The sequence below is a fragment of the Lactiplantibacillus sp. 3062 genome (assembly GCF_055413545.1).
Map to the genome: position 1 here is coordinate 123,239 of NZ_JBVAYE010000006.1, position 17,013 is coordinate 140,251.

Here is a 17,013-nt window from a genome sequence, read left to right on the forward strand (position 1 = left end):
ATCCTCACACCTTCCGATAACGTTTCATTCCAACAATATTCAACATTGTTAGTACGACCATAAACCCTACTAATATTAACAAATTGACACCAATATCGCCAAGCCCAGCACCCTTTGTCACAACAGCCGTCAACGCATTAGCACCATAGTATAACGGCATGATGTGGGCAATTGCTTGCAACCAACTCGCCATGCCATCGACTGGAATCAACCCAGCAAAAAAGATTTGTGGTACAACAATCAGTGGAATAAACTGAATCATTTGAAATTCTGAGTTAGCAAAGGTGGAAATAAAGATACCCAAGGTCAAAGCCACTAACGCTAATAATAAGTTAGTCAGAAAGACCAGCCAAATACTACCAACTAAGTGAATCTTGAAGACCGTAATTGCAAAAACAACGGTCAGGACAGTCTGAATGATGGCAAAGCCCCCATAACCAATTAGATAGCCCATAATAATTTCACTCCGTCGAATTGGGGTTGCAAGTAGCCGGCTTAGGGTTCCAGTAGTGCGCTCATTCAAAAGTGAAACGCCAGAAATCAAGAACACAAAGAAGAAGACAAAGAAACCGAGAAAGATTGGCAAAAAGTTTTCAAAGAACGTTGAATCACTACTACCATAAATATAATGACTGCTAGTGGTATAGGTCGTCGTTTGTGATTGACTATTTGTTGGCGCCGCAGCACTCGCTGTAGCCTGCCTCAATTGCTTTTGAATTTTAGCCGCCGCAGCAGTATTCCCACTTGCCTGTGCTTGGGCCAAGGCCGTCTTTAGCTTGCTAACCGTTGCCTGTTTTTGCGCCGCGGTCAACTTTTGTAGTGCCACCTGTTGCGTTTGCAACACCTTTTTTTGTGCTTTAGTAGCCGTGACCAACGTTTGAATTTTTAATTTGACCAGTCCGCTTTGCAAAGAAGCTTTGATCAATGACGTATTGGTCGGATTACTATTAGAATACGTGATCGTTAAGTTGCCATCTTTTTGCGTCAAATATCCATCCAAATCATGCTGCTTAATCATCGCTTTTGCCTGGTTACTACTGTAATGGTGAATATCGACATGCTTCGTATTAATGGCTTTGACCACCTGATGATCAACATTGTGAACACCTAAAGTCGCCACTTGAGTCGTGTTATTTTGAAACAAAAAATACATCAACGCCATAATTAAGAGTGGTGCCAAAAACATCAGCGCCAAGGTACGCTTATCACGTAACATTTGCTTAAAAACTCGTCTAACGATTGCCATCGTTCGCATCTTGCATCCGCCCCGCTTTCAAAAAGACCTGTTCGATCGTATCTACTGCATACTGTTGTTTCAGTGCCGCGGGTGTCCCCTCAGCAAGCGCAATCCCGTGCCGAATCAACATGAGATAATCACACCGTTCTGCTTCGTCCATGACATGCGTTGTCACGAGCATCGACTTACCGGTATCCTTGAGCTTATTTAGTTCGGTCCAAATTTGTTGCCGTAATTCTGGATCAATCCCAACGGTCGGTTCATCTAAAATCAATAATTGGGGATCCTGAATCAGGGCGATTGCCAACGACAAGCGCCGTTTCATCCCACCCGAATAGCCACTGACCCGCTTGTCTAATTGGGACGTCAAGTCAACTAATCCGGCTGCATAATCAATCATCTGTGCTAACTTTATTTTTGGAACACTCATCAATTGCCCAAAAAAGGTCAGGTTTTCACGGGCCGTTAGTGTCTCATACAAGGCGTCACTTTGGGCCATATACCCTACTTGTGCCATTACCGCCCTATTGGGCATCACCGTATCCATAACTTTAACAGTGCCACTATCCACAGCTTCCATCCCTAAAATACTCTTGATCAAGGTGGTCTTCCCAGCTCCCGATGGCCCAATCAAGCCATAAATCATTCCAGCCGGCAGTGTCAAATCAATCTGATTAAGCACTTGCTGATGACCAAAGTGCTTGCTGACCTGCTTGGCGATGACATAATCCGTTGCCATTTTAATAACCCTCTTTCTCGAGGTGAGTGTATACTCACTCACTTAATGGCTTTAGTATAATCAGTACATCTCGGTTTGTCAACAGCAAAATGAGTTGTCACTCACTCATTTTATTTCCAGCCCATTTGTCACCGCACTGCAAACAAAAATGCGCCACCCCGTTGTTGGGATGTCGCATTTTAATTAAATATCAGCACTGATATAAGCGTTAGCAATGTTTTAACGATTGTTAATCTTGGTCAGCAATTTTTGTCCTAGCTCATAATCCAACTGACGCTCCGATTCCGGCATCATGTCGCCGCCAGTTGCCCAGACAATGTGGGTGGCGTCTTTGCCAGCAAGCGTGGGAAATTGGGCCATGATGGGGGCGATCGCGGTAAAGCCGGCTGCAGCGGATGGTTCGACCATTACATCTTCAGTATCGACGAGCTTCGTCAAATAACGATATAAATCATCATCTTCAAATGTTGCTGTTCCGAGTAATAGCGTTTGCATCACCTTGCCTGCCAACCGTGATGGCCGGCTAACGGCTAACCCATCAGCGGCAGTCAGGCCATCTAAACCAATGTCTTGAACAGCAATTTTTTCATTCAGCTTGGTCATCATCCCTAAGGTCACGGACGGCACGTGGGTCGGTTCACAAAAGACGGGGTAAATATTGGCTCCCATAATCATCTTGAGGCCAAAAGCGACGCCACTAGGACTGCCACCGACCCCGGCCGGTAAATAAACGACGACCGGGTGCGCAGCATCCATCTTGATGCCTTGTACTTTTAATTGATGTTGTAACCGTACCCCAGCAACAGCGTACCCGAGGAATAAGTCACGTGAACCTTCATCATCAACAAAGTGCGTATGGTCATCCTTGGCCGCGGCGGCACGGGCCACCGGAATCACACTTGAAAAGTCGGTATTTAGTTCCTCAACGGTGACGCCATTTGCCCGCAGTTTATCCTTCTTCCACTGACGAGCATCGTGAGACATATAAACGGTCGTCTTAAATCCAAACGTTGCGGCCATGATGCCCACACTGAGTGCCAAGTTTCCCGTCGATGCAACGATGACGCCGTATTGTGCAAATAACTCGTGATACTTAGCCGTTGCCAAGACACTGTAATCATCCATATACGTTAAATCCGTATGGGCCATGGCTACCTGTTCAGCAAACTTGAGCACTTCGTAAATCCCACCACGTGACTTGATCGAACCCGAAATCGGCAACTGACTATCAGCTTTTAAATAAAGCTGCCCCGCCAATGACTGGTGGTTGAGAACCTCCCATGCTGGTTTCATCTGCTCAAGTGGTAACAATGGTGACTCAATAATCCCATTCATAGCTGCCGTTTCTGGAAAAGCAACGGCCAAAAATGGTGCGAAACGTTCCCAACGTGCGACCGCGTCAAAAATATCGGCCCGCGTTAACGGCAGGTCCGCCCGCTTCCCATAATCTGGGTTCTGCCAAACAATTGGTCGTTTTGCCATCAATTCCTTAATCTGTGGGTGTTCTTCAATCATTACCGTTGTATCCATACTTTCAGGTCCTTTTCATTTAATTGCATCATATTACGTATCGTGAGTTAAAATTATCAGTTTTCGATGGCCGTCTGCATGCGTTCAGCCTATTCCGACCTTCCGAGACTAGGTAACATACTGAAACGTCACCACGATCAGCACAAATGCCGATAAGTCGATATAACACGCACTGAGCCAACAAGCCTCCCCCAACCCGACCCTTTCAACCGAACCTAAGTTAGTGGCTTTTCTCTGAATCTAACGATTTTTAATCACAACTCATGTTAGATAATATGACATCGCCTTCGTCCATCATTTAACCATATTTGATACTTAGAAACAATCTTTAGGCACTGATTAACAATAATTGTTGATTAGCCAATCAAACAAGCTAATAAGGCAATCGAAAAACGACGTTCAAAGTTCACTCACTTTGAACGTCGTCTTCAATTAGTGGTTATTAATTGACTAATAATCGTCGTTCGAACTGCATAATCATTCAGTAGTCTTCTAGCACAACGAGTTTCCTACTTCAAATCGGCCCCATTCGTCCGAATCACTTTTTGATACCAGTAGAACGAATCCTTCTTCGAGCGCTCTAGTGTCCCGTTACCTTCATCGTCCTTGTCGACGTAGATAAAACCGTAACGTTTCGACATCTGACCAGTTCCAGCTGAGACCAAATCGATACACCCCCACGGCGTATAGCCAATCAAGTCGACCCCATCTTCGGTAACGGCCTTGATCATTTCACTGATATGAGCGCGTAAATAGTCAATCCGATAAGGATCATGAATACTACCATCGGCTTCGACTTTGTCGCGGGCACCCAACCCATTCTCAACAATCATCATTGGCTTGTGATAGCGGTCTTGTAACCAATTCAAAGAATACCGCAAACCTTCTGGATCGATTGGCCAGTCCCATTCGCTCGTCTTCAAATATGGATTATCAACGGCTTCGGTCCCGACAAAGTGGTAACTTGGGTTATCATCCTGAGCGGCGACCGTGTTGGAATTATAGTAACTAAAGCCAATATAATCAACGGTGCCTTCCTTCAAGACTTGGCGGTCTTCGGCCGTGATATCAGGGCGGAAACCAGTCTGTTTGAAGTAAGCTTCCATATTATTTGGATAATAGCCCCATGATTGTACGTCTGCAAACCAATAACGCTGCTGCATAGCCTTTTCAGCTTGCATGATATCTTGTGGCTTAGCAGTTGCAGGATAAATCGGTGTCATGTTGATCATATTGCCAATCTGGAAGTCGGGATTAATGGCATGGCCAATCTTAACGGCTAGCGCACTGGCAACGACTTCATAATGAGCAGCTTGATACATCAAAGCTTCAGCGTCAGGATCATCGGGCTTCAACACTAAACCAGAATCCGTCGCCATCAGGAATTGGTTCGTATAAGTCGTCTGATTATTAATTTCGTTGAAGGTCATCCAGTACTTAACCTTGTTCTTATAGCGTTTGAAGACCGTTTCAGCGTAGTGCACGAAAAAGTCAATGACTTTCCGCGAACGCCAGCCACCATATTCCTTAACTAAGTGGTACGGCATTTCAAAGTGGGCCAGCGTGATCACTGGTTCGATACCATATTGCCGGCAAGTATCGAACATATCATCATAGAACTTCAAACCCGCTTCATTGGGTTCTTCTTCATCACCATTTGGAAAAATCCGCGTCCAGGCGATCGATGTCCGAAAACACTTGAAGCCCATCTCAGCAAATAGCTTGATATCTTCCTTATAGTGACCATAAAAGTCGATGCCTTCATGGTTCGGGTAATTCTTACCCGCAATCACACCATCCGTGATTTCACGAGGAACACCGTTGGCACCGGCAGTCATGACATCAGCCACACTGACCCCTTTGCCACCAGCTTGCCAGCCGCCTTCTAGTTGATGGGCTGCGACCGCCCCACCCCATAAGAAATCAGATCGTAAACCACTCGTTGTTGCCATGCATTATCATCCTTTCACTATAAATCTTTACCATCACTCGCAATAACTTGTTGGAACCAGTTAAAGGAGTCTTTCTTAGAACGGTCAAAACTGCCTTGACCATTATCATCGGCGTCAACATAAATGAATCCATACCGTTTCGCCATTTCACCAGTACTTGCTGAGACCAAATCAATACAGCCCCACGGTGTATAGCCAATCAGATCAACACCATCTAATACGACCGCTTGTTCCATCGCCAAGATGTGATCACGGAAGTAACTGATCCGGTAGTCGTCATGTACACTCCCGTCGGCTTCCTTCTTATCGTAAGCACCAAAGCCATTTTCAACAATGAATTGTGGTAAGTGCCACCGATCTTGCATCCAGTTCATCGCATAGCGCAACCCAGTTGGATCAATTTGCCAGCCCCAATCAGACTTCTCAACGTAGGGGTTCTCAACAAAGTCATCGGGTTCCTTGAAATCGTAATCACTGTCACCGTCACGACCCTTTGTAACAAATGACATGTAATAACTGAAACCAACGTAATCCACCGTACCAGCCTTTAAAGTTGCCAAGTCAGCAGCGGTAATATCCATATCGAAGCCCTTGCGTTCAAAGTACTTCGGTAACCACTTTGGATATTCACCGAGACAGTGGACATCCCCGAACCAATACCGTTTTTGCATGGCCCGTTCCGCCATCATCACATCCGCTGGTTTAGCTGTTAGTGGATAGATTGGACACATCGCGACCATACAGCCGATTTGAAAATCAGGATTGATTGCGTGGCCCGCTTGCACAGCTAGGGCACTCGCTACTAATTCATAATGAGCTGCTTGATACATCGCCTGTTCCCAATTGTCATCCTTGCTAAGTTGTAGGCCGGAATTTTGTAACAATGGGTGCGGATCACTCCAAGCTGTTTGGTTATTGATTTCGTTGAAGGTCATCCAATACTTGACCTTATCCTGATAGCGCTTGAAGACAGTCTTCGCAAAATGAACAAAGAAGTCGATCATCTTACGGTTGCTGAAACCACCATAAGCCTTCACTAAGTGGTATGGAATTTCAAAGTGTGACAGGGTCACAACGGGTTGGATGCCATGCGATAATAAATCATCGAATAAGTCATCGTAAAACTTCAAACCAGCTTCGTTAGGCTCGCTCTCGTCACCATTCGGGAAAATCCGGGTCCACGCGATTGACGTCCGGAAACACTTAAAGCCCATTTCTTCAAATAATCGATCATCTTCTGAATAGCGATGATAAAAATCATTGCCCCAGTGATTAGGATAGATTTCACCATCTTTGACGCCATCCGTGACTTTACGGGGAACCCCGTTACGTCCGGCTGTCATTACATCGGCAATGCTAACGCCCTTGCCATCAACATCCCAAGCGCCTTCTAATTGATGGGCCGCGACCGCGCCACCCCACAGAAAATCTTTGGGCATTTTGTATCCTTTTGTCATGAACTAATTCCCTCCATTAATGCTGCTCAGGCTATCCCTGAGTTACAGTCTTTGTTACCTTAACTAACGAAAAGCGTGTAACCGCCACGTCACCGTTGTTAAGCTGTCTGCCATTATAAGCGACCACGGCATGAATGAAAAAACAAGCCCAGACCAACACCAGCAGGTATTTGCCTAGGCTCAAATTAATTAACTACTTCGCCTCATCGGCAGCTAAACGCCGATAAACGTCTACAACTTCACCAGCTAAGTCGCGGAAGGTGATGGCATTCATGATGTGATCTTGTGAATGTACTAATAACAATGACACGTGGGTATGTTCCCCTTGTGCTTCCGCCGTTAACATTGAGGTTTGTGAATTGTGTGCTTCGGTTAGAAAGTTATCTGCTTCCTTTAACTTGGCATCAGCGGTTTCAAAGTCGCCTTCCTTAGCAGCTTTAATTGCTTCGAAAGCGGAACTCTTTGCATTACCACCATTAACGATCAAACCCATAATGGTTTCGAGACTTGCTTCAACTTCTTTTGTTTGTTCTTCTGCCATTTACCCTCATCCTTTTAGCATTTATTCGTGTGCATCACAATCAAAATGCCACCGGCCGCGATTGATCTACCTTAGGCTGGTAGCACTTACAATTTAATGATTAGTTTGCTTTTGCAATTGATGCTTCGGCTTCCTTTAAAACTTTTTCGCCGTTCATCATGCCGTAGTCTTGCATGTTGATAACTTCAACTGGAATATCAACGCGCTTTTGGAAATCACTTAACATATAACGAACTTGTGGTCCAAGCATTAAAATGTCAGGATTCTTTTCAGCTAACTTCACATCAGCGTCACTGGCAGCGGTTGCAAAAATATCTGCATCAATGCCTTCTGCTTCCGCAGCCTTTTGCATCTTTGAAACTAATAATGACGTTGACATCCCAGCGGCACATACCAACATAATTGTTCTTTCAGCCATAATAAACACGCTCCTAGATTGTTTTAAATTTATATGTTACAGCGGTTGCTTTAATAAACCGCTTTCATTACAATTAGAATTATAAGTCATGGGTACAAATTTGACAAGCCTTATTAATCAGATATCTGCAATTTATTTGATTTGTACCCACAAATTATTAAATAACAACTTAATATTCGAAAGAAGTGAACACCATGTATCGTGACATTGCAACCAAACTCGTTGCCGCCATTCAAGACGGCATTTTTACCGTCAAACTCCCCACGGAAGCCCAGTTAATGGAACGTTACCAAGCCAGCCGCAACACCATTCGCAAAGCGATTGACTTGGTGTACCAGCAGGGGCTCCTGCGTCGGGTTCAAGGCAGTGGCTATTATATTACTAATATTCAGCTTCAACATAAAACGGTAGTGAATCTGTCAGCACGCTCACTCTTCAATAGTCATGTCCACCCACGGACTTTAACTTCCAAGATTCTGACTTTTGATACGATCCACGGCGATAGTGCCCTGAGCCGCAAACTCAACATTCCCGTCGACGAAGAACTGTATCGTATCATTCGCCTCCGCTACTGGCACGACCAACTGTATTGTTTGGAAAAGGCCTACTACTTACGCTCTGTCGTCCCCTATCTATCGACCGAAGCTGTCAATACGTCAATTTGGGACTTCATCAACGAAGCTTACGGCATCGGGATTGCTAACAGTGATGATTATCTTTCACTCACCAATCTTAACAAGGAAGAGGCCGAACTAATGAATTTGGCACAGGGCGCAACTCACTTGGCCTTGGATTCTTGTAACTATTATAAGAATAATGGCTTACTAGATTTTTCTCACACCATCTTTGTTTATCCCGACCTTGCATTGTATTTTCATACGACAAATCTTGCAAATAATTAATTTATGGCTAAAAAAAGACGATTCACTATAATTTCATCACAATTTATGGGTATACTAGTAACAGTATCCAAATTTACGATGGAGGAATTAGCGTGTCAGCACCCCTTTTTTCAGTGGTTGTACCAGCTTACAACCAGCACAAATTTATAGATAGCTGCTTGACTAGTCTACAACGCCAAACCTTGACAGACTTTGAAGTCTTCGTGGTTGATGATTGTTCGACTGATGACACTGGTGAACAGATTGCCGCGTTAATCAAAGGCGACGACCGGTTCCACGTGATCACTCACGCCCATAACCGGGGCGTCTCCGCAGCTCGTAACTCCGGTATGGCTGCTGCTAAGGGTAAGTACCTTTGCTTTGTCGATGGCGACGATTGGGTCGAACCAGACTTTCTGGCAACCTTCCTAGCCGCCTACCGGTCAGCACCCGATACCCAGCTCGTTGTATGCGGTCACTACGGTTACTTAGCCGTTCCGAGTCCTGCCAAAACATACAACCAAAAAGACTTGATTGCCAACATCAACTTTGGCACGGTTGGCGGTTTTTCGTGGAATAAAGCATTCATTCGCAGTATTATTACCACGCATCACCTCAAGTTCAACGAAGATATTGATTTTCTTGAAGACCAGTTGTTTGCCTTTCGTTACGCTAACTACGTACAGTCCTCCGAATACGTACCGGACCGGACTTACCATTACCGTTGGCGTTTTCGAAGCAACCTTGCTCACATTGGAATTCCATTCTTCACCGCTCGTCGTAAGATGATGAAGATTCTCAAGCAGGAAAACAAGCAAGTTTTGAACGAAGATTGGAATAATCAGTAGCAACGTTACGTTGCCATCGCCTCTAAAGGTCGGTAGCTGAAATAGCTATCACCCTTTAGGGGATTTTTTGATACCTAGCATAATCGGCTACGATGACCAGAAGATGCGCAATTATTCGAGGCTAGTAGCCATCCACTCGCAGCCTCAAATGCGCTTTCGCCGCCGATTAAACCGACCGTGGCGCGAAACAAGCTAGCTGCTCAAGCTCTTTTTGATATCAGCGACAAAATAAAGTGGCAATTAACAATTAAAGACTTGTTGAATGACGAGTAACGCTTTACAATTGGACTATATTAATTAATTTGATGGGAGGGTTAGCGATGGCTACGATTCACTTATACTTAGTCCGTCATGGACAAACCAAGCTCAACGCGGCCGGCCGTTTACAAGGCATCTATGATTCGGAACTCACACATACCGGTGTGCGCTCCGCTCAACGGTTAGCCCGCATGCTAGCAGATGTTCATTTCGACGCTGCTTACGTCAGTGACTTGGGCCGAGCACAACAAACGAGTCGCATTATCACCGCACTCCATCCTGAAATAAAAAAGCCGACGATTGACGTCGGCTTACGCGAATTTAACTTCGGTGGGCTTGAAGATACCAGAAACATGTGGATCGTCAAGCAAGTCCAAAAACAATTGGGTATTGGAACGTTTGTTAAGTTGATGTTGAGTCGTGAACGCTTCGCCACCCTACTATGGGTCTTTAACTCCCTCGACCAGACTCGTGGCGCCGAGACTTTGGTCGGTGTCACGGATCGAATCAGTAGCGCGCTACGACGAATCTGTTTGTATGAATCTCAGGATAGTCAGCATGACAAGAATATTCTTATCGTTTCTCACGGGCTGGTTCTCAGTGCATTCCTATACCAAATCAGCCCCCGTGAGCTTCCCACCCGACTCCTGAAAAATACAAGTGTTAGTCGCGTGGACTACCAAAATCGGCAATTCAAGTTGATCGACATTAATATCACCCCTAAGAAGCGGGCCTAGTTGTCTCGATGCTAACAGGTTGCGTGGTACAACTCGGAAATTGCAAGCGCGCCTGAATACCAAAAAAGGCTTTGATTTTGCGTTGTAATTCTTGACCAGTTGCATGCACTGAAGCTTCACTTGCATCTGGATCGCCAACTACAATTAAAATGCGACTGCTTTTACTATCCAAATTAGGCCTGATTGGGGTGGTAGCATCCGCTGAAAGACTGGCCCCCTGTGCCGTTAAATGAAGCTGAACCTGCTCAGTGCCAAGCGTATTCATATCCCACGCATTGATCTGCACTGGATGGCGCGCGTGAATCACTTGAAGCAAGTCTGCCAAAGCATTCTGCGGCTGAGCAACGGCAAGCCCTTGTGCAGCTAATTGTTTTTCAATTGCTGGATTCAACTCACGGTTATCAAGATTGCTCATCGACAAAATTGCTAATGGAATTTCCGTGGTAGTCGTCGGTAAAATTTCAATTTTCAACAGTTATCACTTCCTAAAAACACTTCAATACTAAGTGTGCCAAATTTGACGTAAAAGTCAATTACCACCACTTAAGTCATAGCGAAATTTTAATAATACCACAAAAGCGATTCCCACACACGTGAGAATCGCTTTTTTAATGGCCTTATTGTCCTCGTCGATACACCGATACGCTTGTAAGCTGACCTTACTTAGTCGTTGATAATGGGTGGGCCGCGAAGTATTTTTCTAAGAATAGTGCCAAACCATCATTATAATTCATATCAGTTACATAGTTCGCAACTTTCTTAACTTGTGGCAAGGCGTTGCCCATTGCCACCGATAAGTCAGCTTCTGCCATCATCCCAACGTCATTCAAACCATCCCCAAAGACAAACGTGTGGGCGGCATCGACATGTTGCTCACGTTGAATTTGTTTGACCGCCGTCCCCTTATCCGTATTCAGAGGAATCATCTCAATATTATTCGGGTTCGATGATGAAAGTCGCAACAATTTACTATTAGTGAGCTTTTCGCGGGCAGAATCCAGCCGTGACATGTCTTCACGACTGAGAATGACGCCGTTCGTAATCTGGTCCTCAATCGTGGCTAATTGCGTAAAGCTCTTCACTTCTTCATAGCCAATCGAGACTTCATCCGCATCAAAGTTAGCCGCATTACGAGCAACGAACCGTGGGATTTGTTCCGTATAGTAGGCCATGTCTGGCGTGAACAACATCATTGGTAAGTTATCACGACGTGCAATCAGATAGGCAAGCTCAACCGCAGCACCCCCGAGTTTGGTTAGCTCACGGCCCTGGGCACCATCGAACACCGCCCCGTTAGACGTCACCAAACGAACGTCAGCGTTTACTTTGTCTCGAACGATCTTCGCCAGCTCGTACATGCGCCCCGTAGCGATGTAAAATAACACGTCCTGCTTCTGAAACCGTTCAATCGTCGCTCGAGTTCGCTCCGAGACATATTGGTGATCCGTTAATAATGTTCCGTCAATGTCCATAAAGACTAAATATTTTGGCATAGTTGAACTCCTCCTACGTATTTACCTATATGTTGTGCTAGCTAACTGATCATCTGTGACATTCAGCTTGACTGCTTTTGCTGGGTTTGCCAATCAGTCGGTACCATCCTGCCATCGTCAGTAAATACGCAAATTGGCGTATCCGCACTGATGAGTAAGCCGGTTGGCCGGACTTGAATGGGCTTAAATTAAAAAGATGACGCACCGCCGCCTTTTTTAGCAATCATAATTAGCACAAGGCTTATTTACACTCCCAATTGTACGCTATTCCCTCCTATAATGGAAATCGCTTTCAAAACCGAACTAGCCACCGCATTTTCACCACGTAAGGCTAAACAATCTTAAGTTTAGAAGCTATTTAGAGCATTATTTGCCCTCATCAGCTTTATATACCAAAGAATTCAATCTCACTACTTGACATTCACCAGTCTAGCCGATAAATTAGAGAACAATTAATAAATGATGATAAAAAGCATTGAACAGTTCAGTAGTTGCCGGTCGTTAGCCTTAGCGAGTCTGAGATGGTGTGAGCAGACCTAATCCGGTATCACGAATATCGACTGTGAGTTGTATGGGTGAAATCAAGTAACCCGTACTGGTTAACACCCACTAACGTGTGGTACATCTTTCATGATGTGCTTAAGGTCAGTAATGTAAATTGCTGATGAATACCGGTGGTAACCCGCGCTCGCGTCCGGCAGACGACTTCGTCTGTCGGACGTTTTTATTTTCATTTATTAATAAATCATTTTAAAGGATGGTCATACATATGCATTTTACAGTACTCGGCGCAGGCGCCATGGGATTACGTTACGGTGTGTTATTACAAGAAGCAGGCAATCAAGTTGATTTTGTGGATACTTGGCAAGCAAATGTTGATCAAATTCATCGTCAAGGTGGCGTCTACGTGTCGCGCGATCACCAGAATCGACACTTAGTTCCCGTCAAAGTCTCAACTCCCGAAGATTATCACGATGATCCCGACGTGTGGGTCGTATTTACTAAACAGATGCAACTTGCTGATTTTTTGACTCGGACGGCCCACGCTTTTAATGGTCGCCAGTACGTGCTCACTTGCATGAATGGGATGGGTCACGTTGAAAAATTATTACACTACTTCAAACCCGAAAAATTATTAGCTGGGACCGCACTAGTCGCTACGGTCTTAAACGGCCCTGGTGATGTCGACTTCATTGGAGCTCGCGGCGCCGGCACCATGAATCTCGCCAATTATACGGAACACCCTGACGAAATGACCCACCGAATCGTGACAGAATTAGATAAATGCCAATTCCACCCTAATTTAACAACGAACTTCCGCGGCACCTTGCTGGCTAAAGTCGTCTTCAACTCAGTGGTCAACACCCTCTGTACCCTCTTTGAAATTACGATGGGCGAATTCGCGGCCTATCCAGGGGCTGATGAGCTGAGTCGTCAATTGATCGATGAAGCCTATGATGTCTGTGAGCGTGATGGTGTCACCATGTTGAATACCCGCGCGGAAGAGCTCGCCTCTGTCAACTACGTCAGCAAAGTGGCTAATCCCCTCCACTACCCATCGATGTATCAAGATATGTCTCATAATCGGCCAACTGAAGTCGACTATATCAATGGCTACCTCGTCAAGCTCGGCCAAAAGTACCATTACCAAGCAAAAACGCACGCGTTTCTGACCCATCTGGTTCACTTAGCCGAAACCACCCGCCAAACCAGTGCCACAACTGAACACACTACTGAACAAAATGCTCAGAACGCGACCGAACAGGCTAGTCAACAAGCAAGTGCATAACCGATTCCCCTTTTCTCAGCAAAATCATGTACAATGGAGGTTAAGTTGATTTTACTGAGGAGGCGGTTTGCTGTGCAAGTCAGTCGGGAATTCAAAGGTATCTTTCTTGCTAGTATCAGTGCGACCTTCTGGGGGATTTCCGGAGCCGTCGCACAAACACTTTTTGATACGACCGATATTAATTCTATTTGGTTAACGGGAATTCGCATGCTGGGTGCCGGAATCGCACTATTACTGGTCAGTTTGCTGACCCATGTTGATTTGTGGTCGATTTGGCGTCAACCCCGCGATCTCCTACAGATCGTGGCCTACACACTATTGGGTCTAATGCCGGTTCAGTTCACCTACTTTTTAGCAGTTGAAGCTAGTAACGCGGCGACCGGAACAATTCTACAATTCATGGGACCCGTGTTCATTGCTCTGTGGATGCTAGTCGCTCATCGGCAATTGCCGACCCGTGCAGAAGGCCTTGCAATTATTTGTGCACTACTGGGCTCATTCTTGCTCGTGACTCACGGCAACCCTCAGACCCTAGTCATCTCCGTCTGGGCGTTGATCTGGGGACTCTTATCGGGGGTCTCGTCCGCTACGAATACCTTGCTACCAACCAAACTACTTACTAAGTACGACCCAATGACCGTCAACACCTGGTCAATGTTGTTAGGGGGTATCTTGTTTAACATCGTTCAGCCAGTCTGGTCAATCCATATTCCACTGACTATGCTTAATATCAGCAAGTTGACCTTTGTTGTGCTGTTTGGAACATTGTTAGCTTTCCTATTCTTCTTGCAAAGTTTGCAATATATCCGGCCAACCGTTGTCAGTCTACTAGACGCTTTTGAACCTTTATCCGCAACCATCATTGCGGTGGTTCTACTCGGTGTCAGCTTCGGTTGGCTCGACATTCTGGGCAGTGTCCTGATTATTAGTACCGTCTTTATTTTGGCTATTGGGCAGGGTCCCAATGATCGCACGGCAGAGAATTTCAAGCAACCATAAACGATGACTCATAATTATGAAACCAGTAAAAGCCGGTTGTGACTAAGTCCTAGTCACAACCGGCTTTTACATTGCCGCTACCGTTACATATATTCAATTAATAACCACGATTCAGATCCACTTGGTTACGTACCAGCGTGCCATCTTTGACAAACTGTGCAAAGTTCGCCGCAAAGATTGGAAAAACGGTCGCCCGAAAGTGGGCAATTTGACCTGAAATATGTGGCGTAATCAGCACGTCATCTCGTTGCCACAACGGGTGGTCCGTCGGTAATGGCTCTGGTTCAGTAACGTCCAACGCTGCCATACTGAGTTGATGATGATCCAGGGCGGTCATTAACGCTGTAGTATCAACCGCCGGGCCACGCCCAATATTAATCAACATCGGTTGCTGTTTGGTCTGCTGAAATAATTCAGTACTAAACAAATGATGCGTTGTTGGCGTTAATGGCAAAGCGTTGACAATAAAGTTAGCCGTTGCTAACGCGTCAGCCGTCGCGGTAAATGCCACTGTTTCATGAAAATGATCAGCGGGGTGACCGGTCGTATTGACCCCAATCACGTGCATGCCTAACGCACTAGCCTTAGCCGCTAACGATTGCCCAATTTGGCCCGTGCCATATATCAACAACTGTTGCCCGGTCAAGGTAGATGTCGTCATTGGCAAGGCCCATTGCCGTGCCCCGCGCTGATTCAGCCAGGCCGCATGGTACCCCCGGACTACGCTTAACATCGCGGCTAAGACCGATTCACTAATCGCATCGGCGTGAATACCACTCGTGTTCGCAACCACCACCCCGGCCGCTTGCAATGCCTTTAATGGCAAATAATCGACGCCAGCTGAAATGACCTGTACAAACTTTAACTGATTGGTTGGCCGCGCTAGGATCGTCTTTAATAACGGATGATTACCATACATGACTTCAATTTGGTCGTAATCGGCCGCCGTGACCGCCGCCGCATCCTTGAACGTCCAGTCCGGATAAGTGGTTTGTAACTGTTGCAGCTGTTCAGGTTTGGTTGCTTGAGCCATCAATACCATTGGCATAACTTATTACCCCATTTCTAATTTCTTGATCAATACTTTTATCATACCACTATCATTCACTTGAACCGTAATGATCCACAACCGGATATTAGCTAAGATTGGCCAGTAAGTTAGGCTGACCCTTTTTTAGCCCACAGTTTGGTTTAAATCACAATGTTTGACGCTACTGCTGACAAACGGCTCGCAAAATACCAACAAAAAAGCGATGTTCGAAAGTCGCACTCCCGAGCATCGCCAATCGGTAACTAACCTAATTGGGTTTAATCGTTGACCAATTATTTAACAACCGCAAAGCCACCGGTCCAGCCGATTTGTTCACTGGCTGCTAATGTCATTTACATAAACCCCATCGCTTCAAGCTCACGGGCCCGCTTTAACTTACCTACATCCTTCACTTCTAACGGACTGTCAGCCAAGGCGCGGGTGAAGCGTTGCTTGGCGCTATCGTCATTACCAGCAACTAACACGGTTGTTGGTTCCTTACCATTGACCTGCCCACTCTGAAGCGTCGCCGCAAAAGTCGTATTGAAAGCCTTGAGCACCTGACTATCTGGTAGTTGCTGCTGTAATTCTTGGGCAGCCGAACTATCAGCTGGAACAACCAAGTCATCCCACGTGTCAAAATTCAAGGGGTTCGTGATATCAACGACGATTTTGCCCTTCAACTGAGTCGCGTACTGTTTAGCCAGCGCAGCTAAAGCGGGATAAGGTACCGCCATGATCACGATTTCACCGAGCGTTGTGGCTTGGTCCTTGGAACCATAATAAGTGACCTCGTGCCCAGCGATTTCAAAATTATGACCAATTGATTGCCCCATGTTGCCCTTACCAAAAATTGTGATTTCCATATCAAAACACGCCTCTTTCACTTTATAATTAATTTTATATTTACATTCTAACATTGATGTCCCATTTACATCACTTTTATGTCTGACAGTTACCGCAAACCGGTCGTCAATCGCCCTAGCTAGTAGTCGCTCCTTGAATGACGACAATTAGTGGAACTAATGGCTAATCAGCTCGGATATTCACCTGCCTGCACGCTTCCCAGGTTATTGACACGAGTCGATCAGTCACTAACGACCA

The 17,013-nt window shown here is 45.6% G+C and carries 16 protein-coding genes; 5 read left to right on the top strand and 11 right to left on the bottom strand.

Annotated features, from left to right (window positions below; genetic code table 11):
- Window positions 1-4 precede the first annotated feature (4 nt).
- The 7 genes from ACWQAU_RS09935 to ACWQAU_RS09965 all read right to left on the bottom strand — a co-directional run bounded on the left by ACWQAU_RS09935 (window position 5) and on the right by ACWQAU_RS09965 (window position 7,874).
- Window positions 5-1,255: an ABC transporter permease gene (locus ACWQAU_RS09935; RefSeq protein ID WP_016511800.1), complete on the bottom strand. Its 1,251-nt coding sequence runs from the start codon at window positions 1,253-1,255 to the stop codon at window positions 5-7.
- Window positions 1,233-1,976 (bottom strand): ABC transporter ATP-binding protein, encoded by a 744-nt coding sequence (locus ACWQAU_RS09940; RefSeq protein ID WP_003642546.1) that lies wholly within the window; start codon window positions 1,974-1,976, stop codon window positions 1,233-1,235. Before ACWQAU_RS09940 ends, ACWQAU_RS09935 begins: the two co-directional genes overlap by 23 nt.
- Window positions 1,977-2,195: 219 nt before the next feature.
- Complete coding sequence (locus ACWQAU_RS09945) at window positions 2,196-3,506, bottom strand: D-serine ammonia-lyase (protein WP_027821836.1); 1,311 nt, start codon at window positions 3,504-3,506, stop codon at window positions 2,196-2,198.
- A gap of 509 nt (window positions 3,507-4,015) precedes the next feature.
- Window positions 4,016-5,458, bottom strand: a complete 1,443-nt coding sequence (locus tag ACWQAU_RS09950) for a 6-phospho-beta-glucosidase (RefSeq protein ID WP_079111834.1) — start codon at window positions 5,456-5,458, stop codon at window positions 4,016-4,018.
- Between the two features lie 17 nt (window positions 5,459-5,475).
- Entirely contained in the window at window positions 5,476-6,915 is a 1,440-nt protein-coding gene (locus tag ACWQAU_RS09955; protein ID WP_027821834.1) for a 6-phospho-beta-glucosidase, read from the bottom strand.
- Window positions 6,916-7,108: 193 nt separating this feature from the next.
- Window positions 7,109-7,456, bottom strand: a complete 348-nt coding sequence (locus ACWQAU_RS09960) for a PTS lactose/cellobiose transporter subunit IIA (protein WP_003639489.1) — start codon at window positions 7,454-7,456, stop codon at window positions 7,109-7,111.
- 100 nt (window positions 7,457-7,556) lie between these two features.
- Window positions 7,557-7,874 carry a PTS sugar transporter subunit IIB gene (locus ACWQAU_RS09965; RefSeq protein ID WP_027821833.1) on the bottom strand — a complete coding sequence of 106 codons (318 nt, stop codon included), beginning with the start codon at window positions 7,872-7,874 and terminating at the stop codon, window positions 7,557-7,559.
- A 194-nt stretch (window positions 7,875-8,068) separates the two neighbouring features.
- Between ACWQAU_RS09965 and ACWQAU_RS09970 the strand changes: the two genes are divergently transcribed.
- From ACWQAU_RS09970 to ACWQAU_RS09980, 3 genes are all read left to right on the top strand, one after another.
- On the top strand, window positions 8,069-8,776 hold the full coding sequence (locus tag ACWQAU_RS09970) for a GntR family transcriptional regulator (protein ID WP_003642541.1): 708 nt from the start codon (window positions 8,069-8,071) through the stop codon (window positions 8,774-8,776).
- A 92-nt stretch (window positions 8,777-8,868) separates the two neighbouring features.
- Entirely contained in the window at window positions 8,869-9,603 is a 735-nt protein-coding gene (locus ACWQAU_RS09975) for a glycosyltransferase family 2 protein (protein WP_003642540.1), read from the top strand.
- Between the two features lie 320 nt (window positions 9,604-9,923).
- Complete coding sequence (locus ACWQAU_RS09980) at window positions 9,924-10,598, top strand: histidine phosphatase family protein (protein WP_027821832.1); 675 nt, start codon at window positions 9,924-9,926, stop codon at window positions 10,596-10,598.
- Here ACWQAU_RS09980 and ACWQAU_RS09985 read toward each other — a convergent pair.
- Together ACWQAU_RS09985 and ACWQAU_RS09990 are read right to left on the bottom strand one after the other, a co-directional pair.
- Window positions 10,582-11,070 carry a hypothetical protein gene (locus tag ACWQAU_RS09985; protein WP_003642538.1) on the bottom strand — a complete coding sequence of 163 codons (489 nt, stop codon included), beginning with the start codon at window positions 11,068-11,070 and terminating at the stop codon, window positions 10,582-10,584. The two genes, ACWQAU_RS09980 and ACWQAU_RS09985, sit on opposite strands and share 17 nt — an antisense overlap.
- 187 nt (window positions 11,071-11,257) lie before the next feature.
- Window positions 11,258-12,091: an HAD family hydrolase gene (locus tag ACWQAU_RS09990; RefSeq protein WP_003642537.1), complete on the bottom strand. Its 834-nt coding sequence runs from the start codon at window positions 12,089-12,091 to the stop codon at window positions 11,258-11,260.
- Window positions 12,092-12,860: 769 nt separating this feature from the next.
- Here ACWQAU_RS09990 and ACWQAU_RS09995 point away from each other — a divergent pair.
- Window positions 12,861-13,880, top strand: coding sequence for a ketopantoate reductase family protein (locus tag ACWQAU_RS09995; protein WP_003644739.1), 1,020 nt, complete (start codon window positions 12,861-12,863; stop codon window positions 13,878-13,880).
- A 72-nt stretch (window positions 13,881-13,952) separates the two neighbouring features.
- On the top strand, window positions 13,953-14,879 hold the full coding sequence (locus ACWQAU_RS10000) for a DMT family transporter (protein WP_011101916.1): 927 nt from the start codon (window positions 13,953-13,955) through the stop codon (window positions 14,877-14,879).
- Between the two features lie 97 nt (window positions 14,880-14,976).
- Here the strand turns inward: ACWQAU_RS10000 and ACWQAU_RS10005 are convergent, their stop codons facing one another.
- The gene (locus tag ACWQAU_RS10005) at window positions 14,977-15,927 is read right to left on the bottom strand and encodes a phosphoglycerate dehydrogenase (RefSeq protein ID WP_003642534.1); all 951 of its coding nucleotides are present in this window, start codon (window positions 15,925-15,927) and stop codon (window positions 14,977-14,979) included.
- Between the two features lie 335 nt (window positions 15,928-16,262).
- Complete coding sequence (locus ACWQAU_RS10010; protein WP_050482351.1) at window positions 16,263-16,775, bottom strand: NADPH-dependent F420 reductase; 513 nt, start codon at window positions 16,773-16,775, stop codon at window positions 16,263-16,265.
- Between the last annotated feature and the right edge of the window lie 238 nt (window positions 16,776-17,013).

What these genes read in the sequence shown, in the direction of transcription:
- ACWQAU_RS09935 (WP_016511800.1), bottom strand. Translation starts at nt 1,255, where the DNA reads ATGCGAACGATGGCAATCGTTAGACGAGTTTTTAAGCAAATGTTACGT.
- ACWQAU_RS09940 (WP_003642546.1), bottom strand. Translation starts at nt 1,976, where the DNA reads ATGGCAACGGATTATGTCATCGCCAAGCAGGTCAGCAAGCACTTTGGT.
- ACWQAU_RS09945 (WP_027821836.1), bottom strand. Translation starts at nt 3,506, where the DNA reads ATGGATACAACGGTAATGATTGAAGAACACCCACAGATTAAGGAATTG.
- ACWQAU_RS09950 (WP_079111834.1), bottom strand. Translation starts at nt 5,458, where the DNA reads ATGGCAACAACGAGTGGTTTACGATCTGATTTCTTATGGGGTGGGGCG.
- ACWQAU_RS09955 (WP_027821834.1), bottom strand. Translation starts at nt 6,915, where the DNA reads ATGACAAAAGGATACAAAATGCCCAAAGATTTTCTGTGGGGTGGCGCG.
- ACWQAU_RS09960 (WP_003639489.1), bottom strand. Translation starts at nt 7,456, where the DNA reads ATGGCAGAAGAACAAACAAAAGAAGTTGAAGCAAGTCTCGAAACCATT.
- ACWQAU_RS09965 (WP_027821833.1), bottom strand. Translation starts at nt 7,874, where the DNA reads ATGGCTGAAAGAACAATTATGTTGGTATGTGCCGCTGGGATGTCAACG.
- ACWQAU_RS09970 (WP_003642541.1), top strand. Translation starts at nt 8,069, where the DNA reads ATGTATCGTGACATTGCAACCAAACTCGTTGCCGCCATTCAAGACGGC.
- ACWQAU_RS09980 (WP_027821832.1), top strand. Translation starts at nt 9,924, where the DNA reads ATGGCTACGATTCACTTATACTTAGTCCGTCATGGACAAACCAAGCTC.
- ACWQAU_RS09990 (WP_003642537.1), bottom strand. Translation starts at nt 12,091, where the DNA reads ATGCCAAAATATTTAGTCTTTATGGACATTGACGGAACATTATTAACG.
- ACWQAU_RS09995 (WP_003644739.1), top strand. Translation starts at nt 12,861, where the DNA reads ATGCATTTTACAGTACTCGGCGCAGGCGCCATGGGATTACGTTACGGT.
- ACWQAU_RS10005 (WP_003642534.1), bottom strand. Translation starts at nt 15,927, where the DNA reads ATGCCAATGGTATTGATGGCTCAAGCAACCAAACCTGAACAGCTGCAA.
- ACWQAU_RS10010 (WP_050482351.1), bottom strand. Translation starts at nt 16,775, where the DNA reads ATGGAAATCACAATTTTTGGTAAGGGCAACATGGGGCAATCAATTGGT.